Source organism: Agrobacterium fabrum str. C58, from assembly GCF_000092025.1.
GTDB classification, from domain to species: Bacteria; Pseudomonadota; Alphaproteobacteria; order Rhizobiales; family Rhizobiaceae; genus Agrobacterium; species Agrobacterium fabrum.
On the sequence record NC_003064.2, the window covers coordinates 355,594 to 370,860 of the forward strand.

The 15,267-nt window shown below is 56.7% G+C and carries 14 protein-coding genes and 2 pseudogenes; 9 read left to right on the forward strand and 7 right to left on the reverse strand.

Going from position 1 to position 15,267, the window contains the following annotated elements; all coding sequences use genetic code 11:
• Window positions 1–27 precede the first annotated feature (27 nt).
• From ATU_RS25625 to ATU_RS25635, 3 genes are read right to left on the reverse strand one after another with little or no spacing between them, the layout of a single operon-like run.
• Window positions 28–267, reverse strand: coding sequence for a hypothetical protein (locus ATU_RS25625; RefSeq protein WP_046033441.1), 240 nt, complete (start codon window positions 265–267; stop codon window positions 28–30).
• Entirely contained in the window at window positions 264–710 is a 447-nt protein-coding gene (locus ATU_RS25630; protein ID WP_010974615.1) for an SH3 domain-containing protein, read from the reverse strand. The genes ATU_RS25625 and ATU_RS25630 overlap by 4 nt, the downstream gene beginning before the upstream one ends.
• 51 nt (window positions 711–761) lie before the next feature.
• On the reverse strand, window positions 762–3,527 hold the full coding sequence (locus ATU_RS25635; protein WP_010974616.1) for an autotransporter family protein: 2,766 nt from the start codon (window positions 3,525–3,527) through the stop codon (window positions 762–764).
• 59 nt (window positions 3,528–3,586) lie between these two features.
• Between ATU_RS25635 and ATU_RS25640 the strand changes: the two genes are divergently transcribed.
• The 4 genes and pseudogenes from ATU_RS25640 to tnpC all read left to right on the forward strand — a co-directional run.
• Window positions 3,587–3,871, forward strand: coding sequence for an EAL domain-containing protein (locus ATU_RS25640; RefSeq protein WP_272872554.1), 285 nt, complete (start codon window positions 3,587–3,589; stop codon window positions 3,869–3,871).
• A gap of 433 nt (window positions 3,872–4,304) precedes the next feature.
• Window positions 4,305–4,655, forward strand: a complete 351-nt coding sequence (locus tag ATU_RS25645) for a transposase (protein ID WP_161597239.1) — start codon at window positions 4,305–4,307, stop codon at window positions 4,653–4,655.
• The gene (gene tnpB / locus ATU_RS25650; RefSeq protein ID WP_010974619.1) at window positions 4,652–4,996 is read left to right on the forward strand and encodes an IS66 family insertion sequence element accessory protein TnpB; all 345 of its coding nucleotides are present in this window, start codon (window positions 4,652–4,654) and stop codon (window positions 4,994–4,996) included. Before ATU_RS25645 ends, tnpB begins: the two co-directional genes overlap by 4 nt.
• Before the next feature lie 73 nt (window positions 4,997–5,069).
• Window positions 5,070–6,110 (forward strand): annotated as a pseudogene (tnpC, locus tag ATU_RS25655) (IS66 family transposase); the annotation flags it as partial.
• Window positions 6,111–6,143: 33 nt separating this feature from the next.
• On the opposite strand, the gene ATU_RS25660 reads toward tnpC, so the two are convergent.
• Window positions 6,144–7,291, reverse strand: a protein-coding gene (locus ATU_RS25660) for an IS3-like element ISAtu4 family transposase (RefSeq protein ID WP_113519832.1) whose coding sequence is annotated in 2 segments (ribosomal slippage) — window positions 6,144–7,042 and window positions 7,042–7,291 — 1,149 coding nt in all. Because the reading frame shifts where the segments join, the coding sequence is not laid out codon by codon here.
• Window positions 7,292–7,699: 408 nt separating this feature from the next.
• Here ATU_RS25660 and ATU_RS25665 point away from each other — a divergent pair.
• A complete protein-coding gene (locus tag ATU_RS25665; RefSeq protein WP_162180352.1) occupies window positions 7,700–8,794 on the forward strand; it encodes a GGDEF domain-containing protein in 1,095 nt (364 codons plus the stop codon).
• Window positions 8,795–9,281: 487 nt separating this feature from the next.
• Here ATU_RS25665 and ATU_RS25670 read toward each other — a convergent pair whose 3' ends face one another.
• A complete protein-coding gene (locus tag ATU_RS25670) occupies window positions 9,282–9,524 on the reverse strand; it encodes a hypothetical protein (RefSeq protein ID WP_010974626.1) in 243 nt (80 codons plus the stop codon).
• A gap of 396 nt (window positions 9,525–9,920) precedes the next feature.
• Between ATU_RS25670 and ATU_RS25675 the strand changes: the two genes are divergently transcribed.
• The 4 genes from ATU_RS25675 (at window position 9,921) to ATU_RS25690 (ending at window position 13,456) form a co-directional block, all read left to right on the forward strand.
• A complete protein-coding gene (locus ATU_RS25675; protein WP_035258276.1) occupies window positions 9,921–11,000 on the forward strand; it encodes a PAS domain S-box protein in 1,080 nt (359 codons plus the stop codon).
• Window positions 11,001–11,147: 147 nt separating this feature from the next.
• Window positions 11,148–11,471 (forward strand): hypothetical protein, encoded by a 324-nt coding sequence (locus tag ATU_RS25680; protein WP_010974628.1) that lies wholly within the window; start codon window positions 11,148–11,150, stop codon window positions 11,469–11,471.
• A gap of 128 nt (window positions 11,472–11,599) precedes the next feature.
• A complete protein-coding gene (locus ATU_RS25685; protein ID WP_010974629.1) occupies window positions 11,600–13,000 on the forward strand; it encodes a sensor histidine kinase in 1,401 nt (466 codons plus the stop codon).
• 75 nt (window positions 13,001–13,075) lie between these two features.
• Window positions 13,076–13,456 (forward strand): response regulator, encoded by a 381-nt coding sequence (locus ATU_RS25690; RefSeq protein WP_010974630.1) that lies wholly within the window; start codon window positions 13,076–13,078, stop codon window positions 13,454–13,456.
• Between the two features lie 121 nt (window positions 13,457–13,577).
• On the opposite strand, the pseudogene ATU_RS25695 reads toward ATU_RS25690, so the two are convergent.
• Together ATU_RS25695 and ATU_RS25700 are read right to left on the reverse strand one after the other, a co-directional pair.
• Window positions 13,578–13,893, reverse strand: a pseudogene (locus ATU_RS25695) (plasmid stabilization protein).
• Between the two features lie 303 nt (window positions 13,894–14,196).
• Window positions 14,197–14,700, reverse strand: coding sequence for a GNAT family N-acetyltransferase (locus ATU_RS25700; protein ID WP_010974632.1), 504 nt, complete (start codon window positions 14,698–14,700; stop codon window positions 14,197–14,199).
• Window positions 14,701–15,267: the final 567 nt, after the last annotated feature.

A 15,267-nucleotide genomic window follows, 5' to 3' on the forward strand; every position in this document is an offset into this window, starting at 1 on the left:
GAAAAATCACCGCCGACCGGAACCGTGTCATTGACTGATACTCGGCTTATCGGACGACGGGAACGATGGGTTCACTCCGGCCCCAAGCACCGCCTCCGGATCGAGTTCCGCCACCAGAGTGGCAAGGGCAAAACGAAGATAGGCGGGCGATGTCACGCTATCGACCGATCTCAAGGTGGCGACCGAAACGTCGAGCCGTCTGGCAATCTCTTTGTCTGACAGGGAAAGCACTCTGGCCGCACTGGCGAGATAAACGTTTCTGCTCATCTGGGCTGCGGCCTTGGAGGACGCGGGCGATGGTCCCAATGGGGCGGACGTGGGCGATGACCCCAGTGGGGTGGTCTTGGCGGACGCGGACGATGCTCCCAATGGGGTGGGCGCGGCTTGTGCACGATAACCGGCAGCCCGATGACCGGACCGATATGAATCACCGGTCGCCGCCGGTTCTGGTAGGTGGCCTGCAGATAATTGCTGGAAGCCCAGCCACTTTGTCCGGCAAAGATCACCTCGCACCAGCTATAGCCGTTCAGGCATCCGCGAATGGTCAGCGTCGCTCCGGCGGGAATGGTCCCCGTGCGGGGATATCGGGTTCCCGGCCCGGTTCTCACATTCACATTGCCCGTCGCGTAGGCATTGGCCGCTTCTACGAGTGAAGGCAGGGAAATCCCCAAAAACAAAGCAAGCGCTGCAAGAATGTTTTTTGTCCGCATTTTCTACCCCCGGTTAATGCTCGGCCGCTGACTTTGCCCGCGGCGGCACGGCTACCACTTGATGTTGAGACCGATATTTCCTTCAATGGCGCGTTTTCGTTCGCCGCCGAGATTGGTCGTATAGTCCACGGTCGCAAACACGCTGACCTTTTCGGTCAGGCTGGCGACCAACCCCCCGCCAATTTCCAGCGAGGTTCCACCCGTCTCGGTGACGATGGGATCATTATCGAAGCGGGTCATCTGGTCGGAGGAAAAGCCGTGCCAGATATTCGCCTTGAGATAGGGTTGAATGAGACCGCTGTCGGTCTGATAATTCCCCTGCAGTCTGACGCCGAGCCGTCCGGTAACGGCGTTGTCGGAATCGAATGCGACCGAGGAGAAGCGGTCGGCTTCATCGTCGAGGGAAAGTTTTTGCCAGATGATCTGGGCCTGCGGCTCCAGTGTCCAGTCTTCCGTAAGTGCGATCGGGTAACCGCCCTCAAGAGAGGCCGCGACGCTGGAGCCATCGATGTTCACCGATTCACCGGCCCTTGACGTGGCATCGCCACTGAACCATGTGCCCATCAGGACGGCGTCGAGATACCAGCCCTGAGCGCCGACATGCGTCCAATATGCACCGAAGCTCGTGCCACCGATGTCAACCTCACCCACGGCGAGGTTGTTCCACCCGAGCGCCTGACCCTTGATGTCGCCATTCATCCTGGAATAGCCGACAAAAAGGCCGAAGCGATCGAAACCTCCGGCTTCGGTTTCACGGCCGAGCAGATCCTGCCCCGCCTGAAGGCCGAAGAGATTGCCGTCAAAACTCGGCGAGACGGTTCCATCCCATTTCATCTCGGTGTTCTGGCCAAAGGTGCGCGCCCAGCTCGTCGGCATCCATCCGTCACCCTGAAGCAAAGCCTGTTCGCCGCGACGTTCATGGAAGGTGCCGAGCGTCGACAGGGCCAGATATTGCGCAAGCGGTTGTACAGCCGAATAGGTCGGAACCTCGACCCGGTAGAGCGGCACGATATCGGCAATCACCCGTGTCGCGCCCGGTGTCGGCGGTATTGCAGAGGCGCTCGGGATCATGGCGAGCGTGGTCGGCGGCACGGGCGGCGCAGGCGGAGGACTTGCAGTCCCTGCCGCCTGTGGCGTGGGCGGAGCAACCGGCTGTGGATCGCCAGCATTGATCGGAGGCGTCGGGTCCGTTGGCTCCGTCGTCGAGCTTCCCTCGGTGGGCAGGGGCGTTGGCGGCAGCTGCGAAGCCGGAGGCGCGCCGGTGATATCGGGAGCCTCAGCCTCCGGGGTGGTATTTGGCTGAAGCGGGTCCGGCGCCCCGGCAACCGCCCCGCTCCCCGGCACGATCGTCGAGCGAAGATACCAATTGTCCTGCGTGCCGGCCGAAACGCCGCCTTTGAACAGATAATATTCGTAGGCGCCGGCGGCGACGCGGCTGTTGAGCGCAAATGCACCGCCTGCGGTGGTCGCCCCGTTCGTGGCCTGAACGACCATGATGCCATCTGCGGTCGTTCTGGCGCCGGAACCGCCGGCATTGACCACGTTCATGCCCGTGCTTCCGGAAGCGGCGCCTCCGTCGATGACCAGCTTGTCGGAAGCTGAGCCGTCGGTGCCGAGAACGGTGTCGAGAAAAATCTGGCCGCCGTTGCCAACGTAATTGCCGGAGACCGTAAATGTGTCCGAGGCACCGCCGCCGCCATTGGTGAGATCGATACGGCCTGAATTGACCAGATTGGCGAATGCACCCGCCGAAAAGGCGGAAACTCTTCCATTCTGCCCGCCGCCATAGACCGTGCTGGCGGAATCGATCGTTAACGTGCCCGTCCCTGTGCCGCTGTCACCAAGTGTCAGCGTGCCATCGAAGACAAGCTCGGTATCATTGGTAAGGTTTATCGTTTCCCAACTGTCGAAGCGCGCAACGCCTCCCGTCTTGACGTTGCTCATCGTCAGGCTGTCGGTGCCCAGGCCACCACTTATCTGCGTGGTTGCCCCGATGTGGGCATTCGCGAGATTGGTGAGCGTGGCAGTGTCGTCATCCGCGCCAAGGTCGATCGCGCCGTAGATGATACCGCTACCATTCCAGTTGAACCTGTCGTTGCCGAAGCTCAGCAGCACGCTGCCGCCAACCACGCCCCCGGTAACGGTGACGCTGTCGGTTCCGCCGCTGACGCTGATATTGCCGCCGATCGTTCCACCCGAGAGAATGATCGTATCATTGCCAAAACCGGTCACCAGATTCCGGTCGATAATGCCGCCCGACATGTCGAAAACGTTGTCGTCGAGCTTCATGTTGACACGACCGATACGGCCACCCGTCATGGTGGCGACATCGCCATCATCGAACGCATCGATGATGCGTCCGTCGGACATGAAGAAAGTATCGAGATTGTCGCCCTGGTTGAGTGACTGAATGGTCCCGCCCGTCATCCGGAAATCGTCAACGCCGCTGCCCTGCTGCACATTGCCGGTAACGGCCCCGCCGGAAATCACAAAGGCGTCGCTGCCGTCTCCCTGAACCACGGCGCCGTTGATGGTGCCGGAATAGATTTCGATCCTGTCGGCACCGGCGCCGAATGTGACGTTGCCCGCGACGGTTCCAGTGCCGGCACTGGGAAGAAGCAAGGTGTTGTTGCCTCCCGTATCGGTCAGCCCACCCACCGACGTTCCGCTGTCGCAAATATAAATGTCATTTCCAACCGGGGCTGGGAAATTGCAAGCTGCGTTTGCGGGAGGAGGACAGCAGAGAAGCAATCCTGTAAGAAGTGCCGTACCAGACAAAAGCACCTTCGTCCGGCAGTCAGTAGCTCGATGCCGCATCGTCCTTCGGAACCGGCTACTCCAGCCTTCAATATTTGCAGGGCCTCCCCCTGGACGCGTTGAAGATAGACAAGTCCTTTGTCGACACGGTGGGCAAAAATACCGCAACGAGTTCGGTCACGTCACACATCATCGGCATGGCGAAAGCGCTTGGCCTGTTTACCGTGGCAGAGGGTATCGAGGCAGAAGACCAGTTGGCATATCTCAAGGCCCAGGGTGTCAACTTCGGACAAGGCTGGCTGTTCTCGAAAGCACTTCCGGCCTGCGAGTTCAACGCCTACCATCGCCGCTCAAAACAAGAGTATGGTGCCTCCCCGGAAATCATTAAGGCATCTATCAACTAGAATGCTGACTGATATATAGTTGTCGCCCATCGTCCTGGCATCCGGAATGGCTGAACGATTTTTGTTGTTTCAGGTCCAGGATATCTTCGGGACGCAACCCGTTTGGAACGATAGCATGCAACCGCTCGGATTGGAGCCGTCCAAAAGTTGGCGTTCCGACCGTCAGCGGCACCTGAGTTTTGCGCGAGCGCGCTGACTTTCGTCATGTTCACGCGCCGTGCCGCCAGCTGCAGCGTCCCATGATCAGGCTGACGGCTACCCCCGGTAGCCCTTGGAACGTCATAAAACCCGACTGTGCTTTGCAAGATCAACGGTAAGCGACAAGGAGACCCCATCTGGCGGGTCTGATGCTGAGTAAGGTATTTCGGGCATACGAGTTCTTTGGATGTGAGGATCTATGTCTAGACCTGCGGCTAGCCTTGGGTTGATGCGAATGATCGAGGCGGTGCCCGATCGCCTGGACGGGTCCCCGCGACAGTTGCGACGGTTCTGGTCTGACGAATTTAAGGAGACAGCGGTTGAGCAGGCCTGTCAGCCCGGAGTGAACATGTCGGCCGTGGCGCGGCAGATCGGTATCTTGCCATCTCAACTCTACCGCTGGCGTAGAGAGCTGTTGGCCAGTGATAAGCCTGGAGAGGCACCAGCGGCAGTTGATCCGCAGAGCGTCGCACCTGACGCCAACCCCGTTGTCGAAATCGTCATTGACGGTATCGTCGTGCGGGCCGACCGGCATATCGAAGAAGCGCATCTGCAGCGCGTGATCCGGGCGGTTCGCTCAGCATGATCCCCGCAGGTGTAAAGGTCTTCCTCGCCAGCCATCCCATCGACTTCCGCAAAGGGCCGGACAGCCTGCTGTCGCTGGTGCGTGATCCTGGCAGTGATCCATCCAACGGCTCGCTTTATGTCTTCCGGGCCAAACGGGCCGACCGGATCAAGATCGTCTGGTGCGATGGATCCGGGGTTTGCCTTTACGCCAAGCGGCTGGAGAAGGCGCAGTTTTGCTGGCCGCGGATAGGCCACAACCGAGTCCAGCTCAACCATGCCCAGCTCATGGCGCTCGTTGACGGCATGGACTGGAAACGGGTGCGCTCGGTGGCGGTGAAGCCGCCGGAGATTGTCGGGTAAATGCCTGCGGCAAAGTGAATCAACCGCCTGAAAGGGCAGGAAAACCGGAGCAAAATATGCTCTGGTAGACGTCATGACGCCGCCCGATCTGCAGCTCCCGGATGATATAGAGACCCTGAAAGCCATGGTCCTTGCCATGGCCGAGAAGGCAGCGCACACCGATGCTCTTGAGAGCGAGGTCGCAGACCTGAAAGCCAGAAACGCCGATGCTGATGAACGCATCGAATGACTGACCCAGATCCTGAAAGCCTTCGATCGTGCCCGTTTCGGCCGGCGATCGGAAAAGCTCGGCTCTGCAGGCATCGATGATGAGCAGCAGGCCTTTGTCTTTGAGGAAATCGAGACCGGCATCGCGGCGATCCGAGCCAAGGTGAACAAGGGTGCCGCCCATGCTGAAAAGCGTCCGCCGAGACCGCGCAAGGGTTTTGCTCCTCATCTTGAGCGGGTCGAAGTGGTAATCGAGCCGGATGAACTGCCCGAACACGTCGGCAAACAGAAGGTGCTGATCGGAGAAGACGTCTCGGAGCGACTTGACGTCGTGCCGGCGAAGTTCCGCGTCATCGTCACACGCCGACCGAAGTATGCCTTCAAAAATGAAGACGGCGTCATTCAGGCCGCCGCACCCGCGCACATTATCGAGGCGGGCATTCCGACGGAAGCGCTTCTTGCGCAGATCGCCGTCTCGAAGTATGCCGATGGCCTTCCGCTCTATCGGCAGGAGGCAATCTATGCCCGCGACAAGGTCGAGCTTGACCGGAAACTGATGGCTCAATGGATGGGTAGGCTCAGCTTTGAACTTGATATCCTGGCCGACTACATCCTCGCCGAGATCAAGAAGGCTGAGCGTATCTTCGCTGACGAGACGACGTTGCCCACACTCGCGCCCGGATCCGGATCGGCTAAGACGGCCTGGCTTTGGGCTTATGCCCGCGATGACAGGCCCTTCGGTGGCAGTAGCCCGCCGATGGTCGCCTATTGCTTCGAAGATAGCCGTGCTGGCGATCGGGTCGCCCGGCATCTGAATGGCTATCGCGGTATTCTGCAGGTTGACGGACATGGTGCCTATAACAAGCTTGCCAGATCTGACGGAGGCAATGACGGCGTGATGCTGGCCTACTGGCCTGCTGCCGGTTTATCGGACACGAGGTTAGGCTAATCCCACCTTTGTTTCAAAGTCATCGGGGCTGAGATAGCCCAGTGTCGAGTGGCGACGCTTGGGATTGTAGAAGCGCTCGATGTAATCGAACACATCCGCTCTGGCGTCGTTCCTCGTGCGATAGACCTTTCGTGCCGTTCTCTCCGTTTTCAATGATGAGAAGAAGCTCTCCATTGCGGCGTTGTCCCAGACATTTCCAGAGCGGCTCATCGAGCAGGTGATGCCGTGGTCGCCCATGAGGCGCTGGAACTGCTCGCTCGTATATTGGCTTCCCTGATCGGAATGATGCAACAGAGCATCCGGTTTTCCTCGACGCCAGATCGCCATGATCAGCGCGTCCGTGACGAGCTGGGCTGTCATGTTGGCATTCATCGACCAGCCGACGACACGGCGCGAGAACAGGTCAATGACAGCCGCGACATACAGCCAACCCTCTGCGGTCCAGATATAGGTGAAGTCGGCCACCCATTTTTGGTTGGGCCGATCTGCCACGAACTGACGGTCCAGCACGTTAGGCATGACGACGGGGCGGTCACCCGCATCCTTTGGAAAACCACGACGCCTCGGCCTTGCCCTGAGCGCATTCAAGCGCATCAGCCGCTCAATGCGATGGAGGCCACAGGATAATCCTTCTTCCAGCACATCGTGCCAGACCCGTCGGGCACCATAAGTGCGGTCACTGGACTGGAAGCTCTGCTTGATCCTTTCTAGTAGCACTTCATCATGGCGTGCGTGTTCGCTCGGAGAACGATTGAACCAGGCATGAAAGCCTGAACGGGAAACTCCCAACGCTTCGCACAGCCATGCCACCGGCCAGATCGAACGGTGCTTTGCAATGAACGCGAACTTCATATCGCGTCCTTGGCAAAGTAGGCTGCGGCCTTTTTTAGGATATCGCGCTCCGCCTTCAGCTTTGTGACTTCACGACGGAGCCGCTCGATCTCAAGCTGCTCGGGCTTCATCTGCCCTTTTCCAGGAAAGGACTGGCTTGGATCGTCGCCGTATTCCCGAACCCATTTGCGCAACACATTCTCGTGGACATCAAGGTCACGGGCAGCCTGCGCAACAGTGACCCCGCGTTCCCTGACCAGCTTCACCGCCTCAAGCTTGTACTCGCGGCTGAATATTCGTCTTTGCATTCATGCTCTCCGGTTTCAGGAGGAACACCTTAACTCGGTGTCCATAAAACCGGCAGCAGGCCAAAGGAACCGGTGCAAGGCAGATTATTTGGCGAGCTTATATTGTCAATTGCACGTAGCGAGTAGAGGACCGCACTGGCTTCATTGGAACGTCAACGACAAGCATCGTTTCAACGAAAATCCTAGCTAATTTCGAAATACCAGCTTAATTGGCTTACCCTATAGTCGCCGCGCGCACTTAAGCCGCCGAGGAGCACTCAAGCCTTTATGCCTGTAGCTTTACTTGATTGGGCAGTTCCCGTTACAATTTTGCTTTCTGGACTGGCTCTTATCGCGATGAGGTACCTTGGTTTCGCGACTTCGCGATGGGGATATGCATTATGCTGTCTCAGCATTGGCTTTGCCCTCATGCTGATCGAGACCAATTATGCTACGCCTTTTAAGCAAATAGTCGAGGACAACTTCATCGTTGCCAGTGTCATATTGGCATGCCGTGCCCTGAACGATCGAGTGCAATTGAACAATAATATAGCATTCGATCTGACTATGTTGCTCACATCGACTATCATGGTAGCTATTTCACGGACCATGTTCGACAGCGCCAGGTTAGAGACATTATTTGTCCAAGCTTGCTGCGCCTTCGTTTTGTGGAGAGGCTACATCAGGTTTTCAATTCTGGCAGCGACAAAATCAGACAAAATCCTGTCTTTCACATTTCTGCTGCTGGCAATGGTGCTGACAGGTCAGTGTTTGCTTTACATCGCCGCGTCCGAAACTGAACGCCTCAGCGGAGCATGGCGGACATCTGTTTGGGGAAATCTGGTCCAGTTCACGGGTCTGATCGGTAGTATCACATTGGTATTCTCCGTGGTGATAGCCACCACCTATGAAGCGATCGAGAAATATCGCAGATATGCAAACCTTGATCCGCTAACGAACCTGCTCAATCGACGAGGTCTTGATGCGGTTCTGGCGTCAGCACAGGGCGAGCGCCTCAAGAAGCCAGCGACCGCGATCATCTTGGCAGATATTGACCACTTCAAGGCCATAAACGATCGCTTCGGTCATTCCTTCGGCGATCTGGTTATCAAGAGATTCGGCGCGCTGGTCCAATCCCATACCACTACACAAGGCTGCGTTGCTCGCCTAGGCGGTGAGGAGTTTGCGGTCCTCCTTCCAGACACATGCCTTGATGATGCTATTGCTGCTGCAGAAAAGATGCGACGGTCTTTTGCGGCCGAGCGGTGGCCGTGCGATAGGAAGGAGAGCGAGTTCACTGCCAGTTTTGGCGTAGCATTGGTGGAGGATGGTGAGGCGCTTTCAACTGCATTCGAAAGGGCTGACCAGTTTCTTTATGCCGCCAAAAGAATGGGGCGAAATCGCGTTGCTGCGGCAAAACACGTTTGGAGGGAAACACTGGATCCCAGCCTGCAGCTCGGGCATGACAATGTCGTTTACATCGATCGCGTCACCAACGAAAGTACCCACCGACCGGGCGTTTGAGGATGAGACTAAAGCTCGGGTAGCCGCTGTCCGGATGCATGCTCCCTCTCTTCGGCTTTCGCCGCTAACTTCAGCCGCATGCTGGTCAAGGGCAGGGACCCGTTCAACGGAATGCCAACAATACCATCGATGCAAAGATTGCGGATTTCACGCGGCGGCAATCCGAAATACGACGCCGGCAAGGCGTTCGGAACGGCTCTCGGCATTCCGGGACTAGCCGCTGTCCGACTCGATCTGCCGCCTACCTGGACGGAAAAGGGCGGCACAATCTCCTCAATGCAACTCGGAAATTAGCGCCAAGCAGAGCGGCGCTTGTTCAATACAGACCACCATTCACATCAATCACCGAGCCGGTGAGGTAACGGGTCTTCGGCAAGAACAGAAAAGATACCACATTGGTGATTTCGACCAGTTCGGCAACCACGCCATCTATTCATAGCCGTTTAATATGGGTTCGCGTTATTAGGCTTCGATCTGAGCCGGAGGACTACCCGGCTGCCAAATCGTTTTCACGCAGCAACGCGATGAACGCTTCTTTCAGGTTCAGACAACGATAAAGTAGATCGGCCTTTTCCTCTTTTAGCCGTCGCAGGAGGATCAACTCTCTTTCGTTGACGTTATTCGCCATTGCCCGGAGGCGAAGATCGATTTCGATCTCCCTAACCGCCATTTCGCAAGCGGCGATTTCCTCAAGCAGCCGTTCCCAATGTTTTTCCAGCACAAAGCTCACTTTGTGGCCCCACCCAATCGCCCTGTTTACCAACAATTAACATAACCACAGGGGATGTGGACCAGCGTTTCCAGATATGGTTAACACCTCGGCTGAGTTACGATCCGTTGACGTTTGGTCTCGCACGCCAGTGCGTTCGACACCTTTCCGATGCGGCAACATCCAATTGTGATGTCCAGGATTTTTGGTAATCTTGATCGCTTTGAGGCGTTTGCCGCGCTTCTCGACAATCGACAATCCTCCCCAATGATGTCGTATTGCGACGATCGGGAATGCGACGATTGTGCGCCATCACCACAGCTATTGCGCAGTGGTCAAAATATAATATCTTCTAGTTTATTGGGTCTTCTGCGAGCCTGCCAGCAGACATTTCAGCATTCGACGAGTACCCATGAGATGGAAGAATATTCCCACGCCGATGATGGCGCAACGAACGAAGCCCGTCTGCAGCGGCGGCTGACACAATTGAAAGGAGCGCAGCCGGGATATGAAGCTGCGGCTTTCCTTGCGGCAATCGTCGAATCGTCCGATGACGCCATCATCAGCAAATCGTTGCAAGGGATCATTACCACCTGGAACCTGAGCGCGGAGCGGCTGTTCGGCTATTCAGCTGACGAAGCAGTGGGACGACCAATTACCATGCTGATCCCGGAGGATCGTCTGGACGAAGAGCCTGCGATCCTTGCAAGGATCAACGCGGGAGAGCGTGTCGATCATTTCGAGACAGTCCGCCGTCGCAAGGACGGCACCCTCATTGACATTTCCCTCACGATCTCACCCATCCGGGCCGGTGACGGCACGATCATCGGCGCGTCCAAGATCGCCCGTGACATCTCTGAGCGGAAACGTGCAGCAGAACATCAGGATATGCTGCTCCGGGAGATGCATCATCGGGTAAAAAATCTTTTTACGATCACCGGCAGCATTATAACTCTGGCCGCACGCACGGCGCAGACGCCTGCTGAACTCGCCGACGGCATGAAGAATCGTTTGATTGCTTTATCGCATGCTCACCAGCTGACCTTGCCCAGCTTCAGCGGCGGCGAATCCCCATCGGAACGATCCACGACCCTCTTTAATCTCCTGTCGAACCTGCTTTCTCCGTTTGCAGACAAAGACGCCGGGCGATGGCATCTGCATGGCGAGGACCCACACATCAGTGCAGAGCGCGTGACAAGTCTTGCGCTGCTGTTTCACGAGTATGCTACCAACGCAGTGAAATACAGTGCTCTTTCTGTGGCGGACGGGCGGCTCGATGTTACCCTGACGCCTGGGCCGGACTGTTTCGAGATCGCCTGGCTGGAATCCAATGCGAGAACCACGGCCGCAGGGAAGACCAAGGAAGCAGACTTCGGAACCACTCTTGAAAACATGCTGGTCAGGACCCTGAACGCACAGGTATCGAGGGACTGGCAACGGCAAGGACTTCTGATCCGGCTCACCCTTCCACGCAACGTTTTTTCGCTTCCGTCATAAGAGGTTGGAAGTCGCTACCCTCTATAATGTGTGTGGATTGGAACTGATTTAGTGCTCGCTAATTCTTACTGTCACCCAGCAGACTTCGGTGGGCGTTGGCGGCTGAAAGCCGTGTTGCTCTTGCCTGCCGAAGGGAGTGCGCGCGTCATGGCTTGTTTTGACAGTACAGATGCCTCTTATCGACTAATGCGGAGCGCGGTCAAAGTGCTGGCTGATCGTTTTACACATTCTGAAACTGCGAGCGCTGCAATTGTTGAGCATTCTTTACAGATCATTCTCGCTGATCCGGATCTGCTTTCAGACGGTAGCCGGGGGGCACTTTTTCCGGTTGTGCGACGCGTTGCCCTTGAACACTTCGGCATTTTCAACAACCTGCCGACTGCGCCAGCAGCCGATCATCCGGATGGCCTGGACAAGGCTGCTGCTGCTGAGTCGTCAAAGAACAAGGACGGGAATAGCGCACGGCGGTAATGTGAGTAAAAGAAACGGGCTGTCGGCACTTCGCCACGCCTACTGCATTCTTCAGATTGAACCACTAGCCCTCTCGAGCGTTCTGACTGGTTAAACTGTAGGCTTCGGCTGAGGAGGCCAAGGGCTAGATGAACGACAATATTATTTTTAGCGGCGTTCGCACCGCCGTTCCGACGAAACAGCATATGGAAGATTACGAGGACTTTTTTGAGAACGGTGCGGTCGCCCTTCATCTTGTTGGTGAGGATGGTACGATCCTGCGTGCCAATCGAGCGGAGCTCGATCTTCTCGGCTTCACTGCGGAAGAGTACATCGGCCGGCCAATCTCCCAATTCCATGCAGATTCCGATACAATCCGCGAGATACTGGCCCGCTTGTCAGGTGGAGAAAAGCTGAACCGCTTTCCCGCCCGGTTGCGCGCGAAAGACGGCTCCATTAGATACGTAGAAATCACCTCGAGTGTCCAGTTTCGCGATGGCAAATTTCTCAATACCAGGTGTTTCACAATCGATGTCACTGACACGGTACAACTGAGACGACAACTCGCTCGAAAAGAACAGGAAATGCGCCAGATCCTGGAGGCGCTTCCTGCGGCCGTCTACACCACGGACGCGCAGGGAAAGATCACTTACTACAACAGGGCCGCCACCGAACTCTCCGGGAGGGAGCCGGTCGTGGGCCAGGACGAATGGTGCGTGACCTATCGCTTGTTCACACCTGATGGGCAGCCGCTTCCCCACGATCAGTGTCCGATGGCAATTGCGCTCCGCGAGAAACGAGCCGTGCGCGGAGTTGAAGCGATTGCGCAACGGCCGGACGGCACAATGGTGCCTTTCCTGCCGTTTCCGACACCGATGTTTGACGAGGACGGTGAACTGATCGGGGCGATTAACATGCTTGTCGACATCAGTGACCGAAAGACTGCCGAGACGAACCAGAAGGTCTTCCTCGATGAACTCAATCACCGCGTTAAAAACAACATGGCAATGCTGTACGGGCTCATCAATTCTGCCGCGAGGGAATCGAGGAGCGACGAGGCCCGCCGCGTATTGGGAGACGCCGCACAGCGCGTCGGAGCCATGGCGGCCGCCCAACAGACCCTCTACATGGAAAAAGACCGGACCCGCGTGAATGCGAGGGAATTCCTTCAAGCTGTTTGCAGCAGTGCCAGGCTAGCCTTCTCAAAGGAGGTTGCTCTCCATATCGACGTGGACGCGGTACAATTGCCGAACGACGTCACGATGCCGCTGGCGCTGGTCCTCAATGAACTGCTGACGAACGCCGCCAAGCATGGCTGCGACGACGCGGGGAAATGCGACGTCTGGATCACCCTTTCACATCATGACGGAGAATTCGTGCTGACAGTCCGCGACAGTGGATCCGGGTATAATTTTGAGGCCACGGGCAAGCGCTCCTCGGGTACGGGCCTGGTGTCTGGCCTGGTAAGACAGCTGCGTGGTTCCTTCTCCGTGGCGCCAGGTCCAGGTGCGATGTGCACAATCCGATTCATTGACAATAAGCTTGGCTGAACATGTATCCAACGACGACGTCTCCAACTTCTTCTCATGGCTCCAACCCGTCAACACCGGAAACGAGACACGAATATGCGCGGAACTGAACCCGAGGATTTGCGCATTCTTATTGTCGAGGACGAATTTCTGATCGCGCTGGAACTAGAGAGTAGCCTTCTCGACGCAGGCTATAAGGTTGTCGGAATAGCCGTGACGGCCACAGAGGCCGTCGCGATGGCTCGTGCCGAGCAGCCGAATCTGGCGGTGATGGACATCCGGCTTGCTGATCGAACCGACGGTGTCGAGGCCGCAATCGAGTTGTTCGGTATGTTCGGCATTAGGTCAATCTTTGCATCTGCTCATGCAGATGAAGAAACGCGGAAAAGAGCCGCACCAGCCAGACCCATTGGCTGGGTCCAAAAACCTTACTCCGCTGACGCGCTAATTCGCGTTATCAGGGACTTCTGCAATTAAATCGCCATGGGTCTTTTTTGAGATCGTCGAGAACTCCGAGGAGCTTGCATACGTTCCCAACTCGAGACCTCAAATCCTCCGCATGTGAAGCGGCGTCATCTGTGATGGCGCCGCTCCGAGATCAATGATGGGCGTGATGCTCGTTACGCTTGCGTGTTACCGCAGCCTTTTTTTTCCGAAGCGGAACGCTCCGCCTTGGTCCGTGATGCAGCAGCGGCACCGCCCTTGCGCCCGCCCTTTTCGGAGGATGCATGATTTTCCGCATGGCCACGGCCGGAGCCGGACTTCTTGCCGCCACCGCTTTCCTTGTTGACGGTGGCCCAGGCGCGGCGCTCGGCTTCCCTCTCGGAAACGCCACGGTCTTCGTAGCCTTCTTCGATGTGCTCAGCCTTGCGCTTCTGCTTGTCTGTATAGGCGGACTTGTCACCTCGGGGCATGAAACATCTCCTTTGCTGACGTGAAGCAAAGAAAACTGCGATTTCGCGGCAGAGTTCCCGGGATCGTCCACAGGGTGCGCGCAGCCGATGAACCAGCCTTGCGTTTTAACCGGCCCTTGTTTGCGAGCGGAGCCAACACGGCCAGGCGAGGTTTTGTTGGTACGTCCGCTGACCATGGCATCGAAAGACAACTTCCGTGGCATAGACAGTCGGTCATTCATCGTTTCCCGCCTTCACTCTTGGGCGTCAGGCGCATATTCGGGTACACGGACGTTGGTGGTCGCAGCTTTGCGTCGACATGGGTTATGGGTCCGTGATTGGACGTCGCCTTCGAAATAGAAGGCGGTTTCGATCATGGAGGCGGCGCGCGAATACAAAACCAGCCTTCTCCAAAACCCTCTGCGAGCCGCTGTTATCCGGATGGGCCATCGCCCAGACCTCTGGTAGCTTGAGCTGAGTATCTGCAAAGCCCAAAGCCGCGCTGACGAGCTCAGAAGCGTAGCCATTTCCCCAAACTTCCGGGCGGAAGTAGTACCCAACCTCATAATTCCAACCTGGATCAAATGGATCCTCGTACAAGCCACCCCATCCAATGATGCGGCCATCTTCGCGACGTACCACTACCCATGGTGCACAGCCATCGCGGCGTCTTCGCCACTCATGGACCATAACTCTTCTTTGGCATTCCCTAAGCGTTTTGTCGCTGTGGGTATGCTGCATTGCCACAGCGTTTCCCAGGAATTCGAAGAGTTCTGGAATGTCCGCGCGACGGGATGGGCGAAGTATCAAACGTTGAGTTTCCAGCATAGTCTCAGCATCGAAAGGTGTTCGTACGACAATCAGATTAGCATCGCAATTGCGCCGATCTCGTCAACTGATTTCTCATAACTTTCCACCGATGTGGCCGAACTCCACCTTTCATTTCTTTGAAATTATGCCAAGCTACCAGGCGGCTTCACCTGAAATCTCGGGCTTTAGGGAACGAGCTCGGCATAGTATCGGGCTCGGGATAAACGCCGGATCTTCATATCAATACGCTAAAGGTGAAGAGCCGGAATTTTTACTAAAATGCCCAAGCCAGCGAGTCGGAAGCGGCGCCTACACCTCCAAAGCCGCTTTAGTCATCAAGTATGGAGACTTCGGATGCATCCGTGACAACAGGTTTCTTCGAAGCACATCTCGCCGTTAAGTTGGGAGCATATCAACCTTACCGGCATCTACACCTGGGATGCCGAACATCAGATGTCCAACGGATTTCGACCGCTCCGTCTGTCAGTCGGGCTACAGCGGGTCGCACAAGCTCTCAATCAGTTCGCCCTTAGCGTACGATTTTGCACTCCTCTTGTTCCCGCCCCACCTCCGGTCGGTGCATCG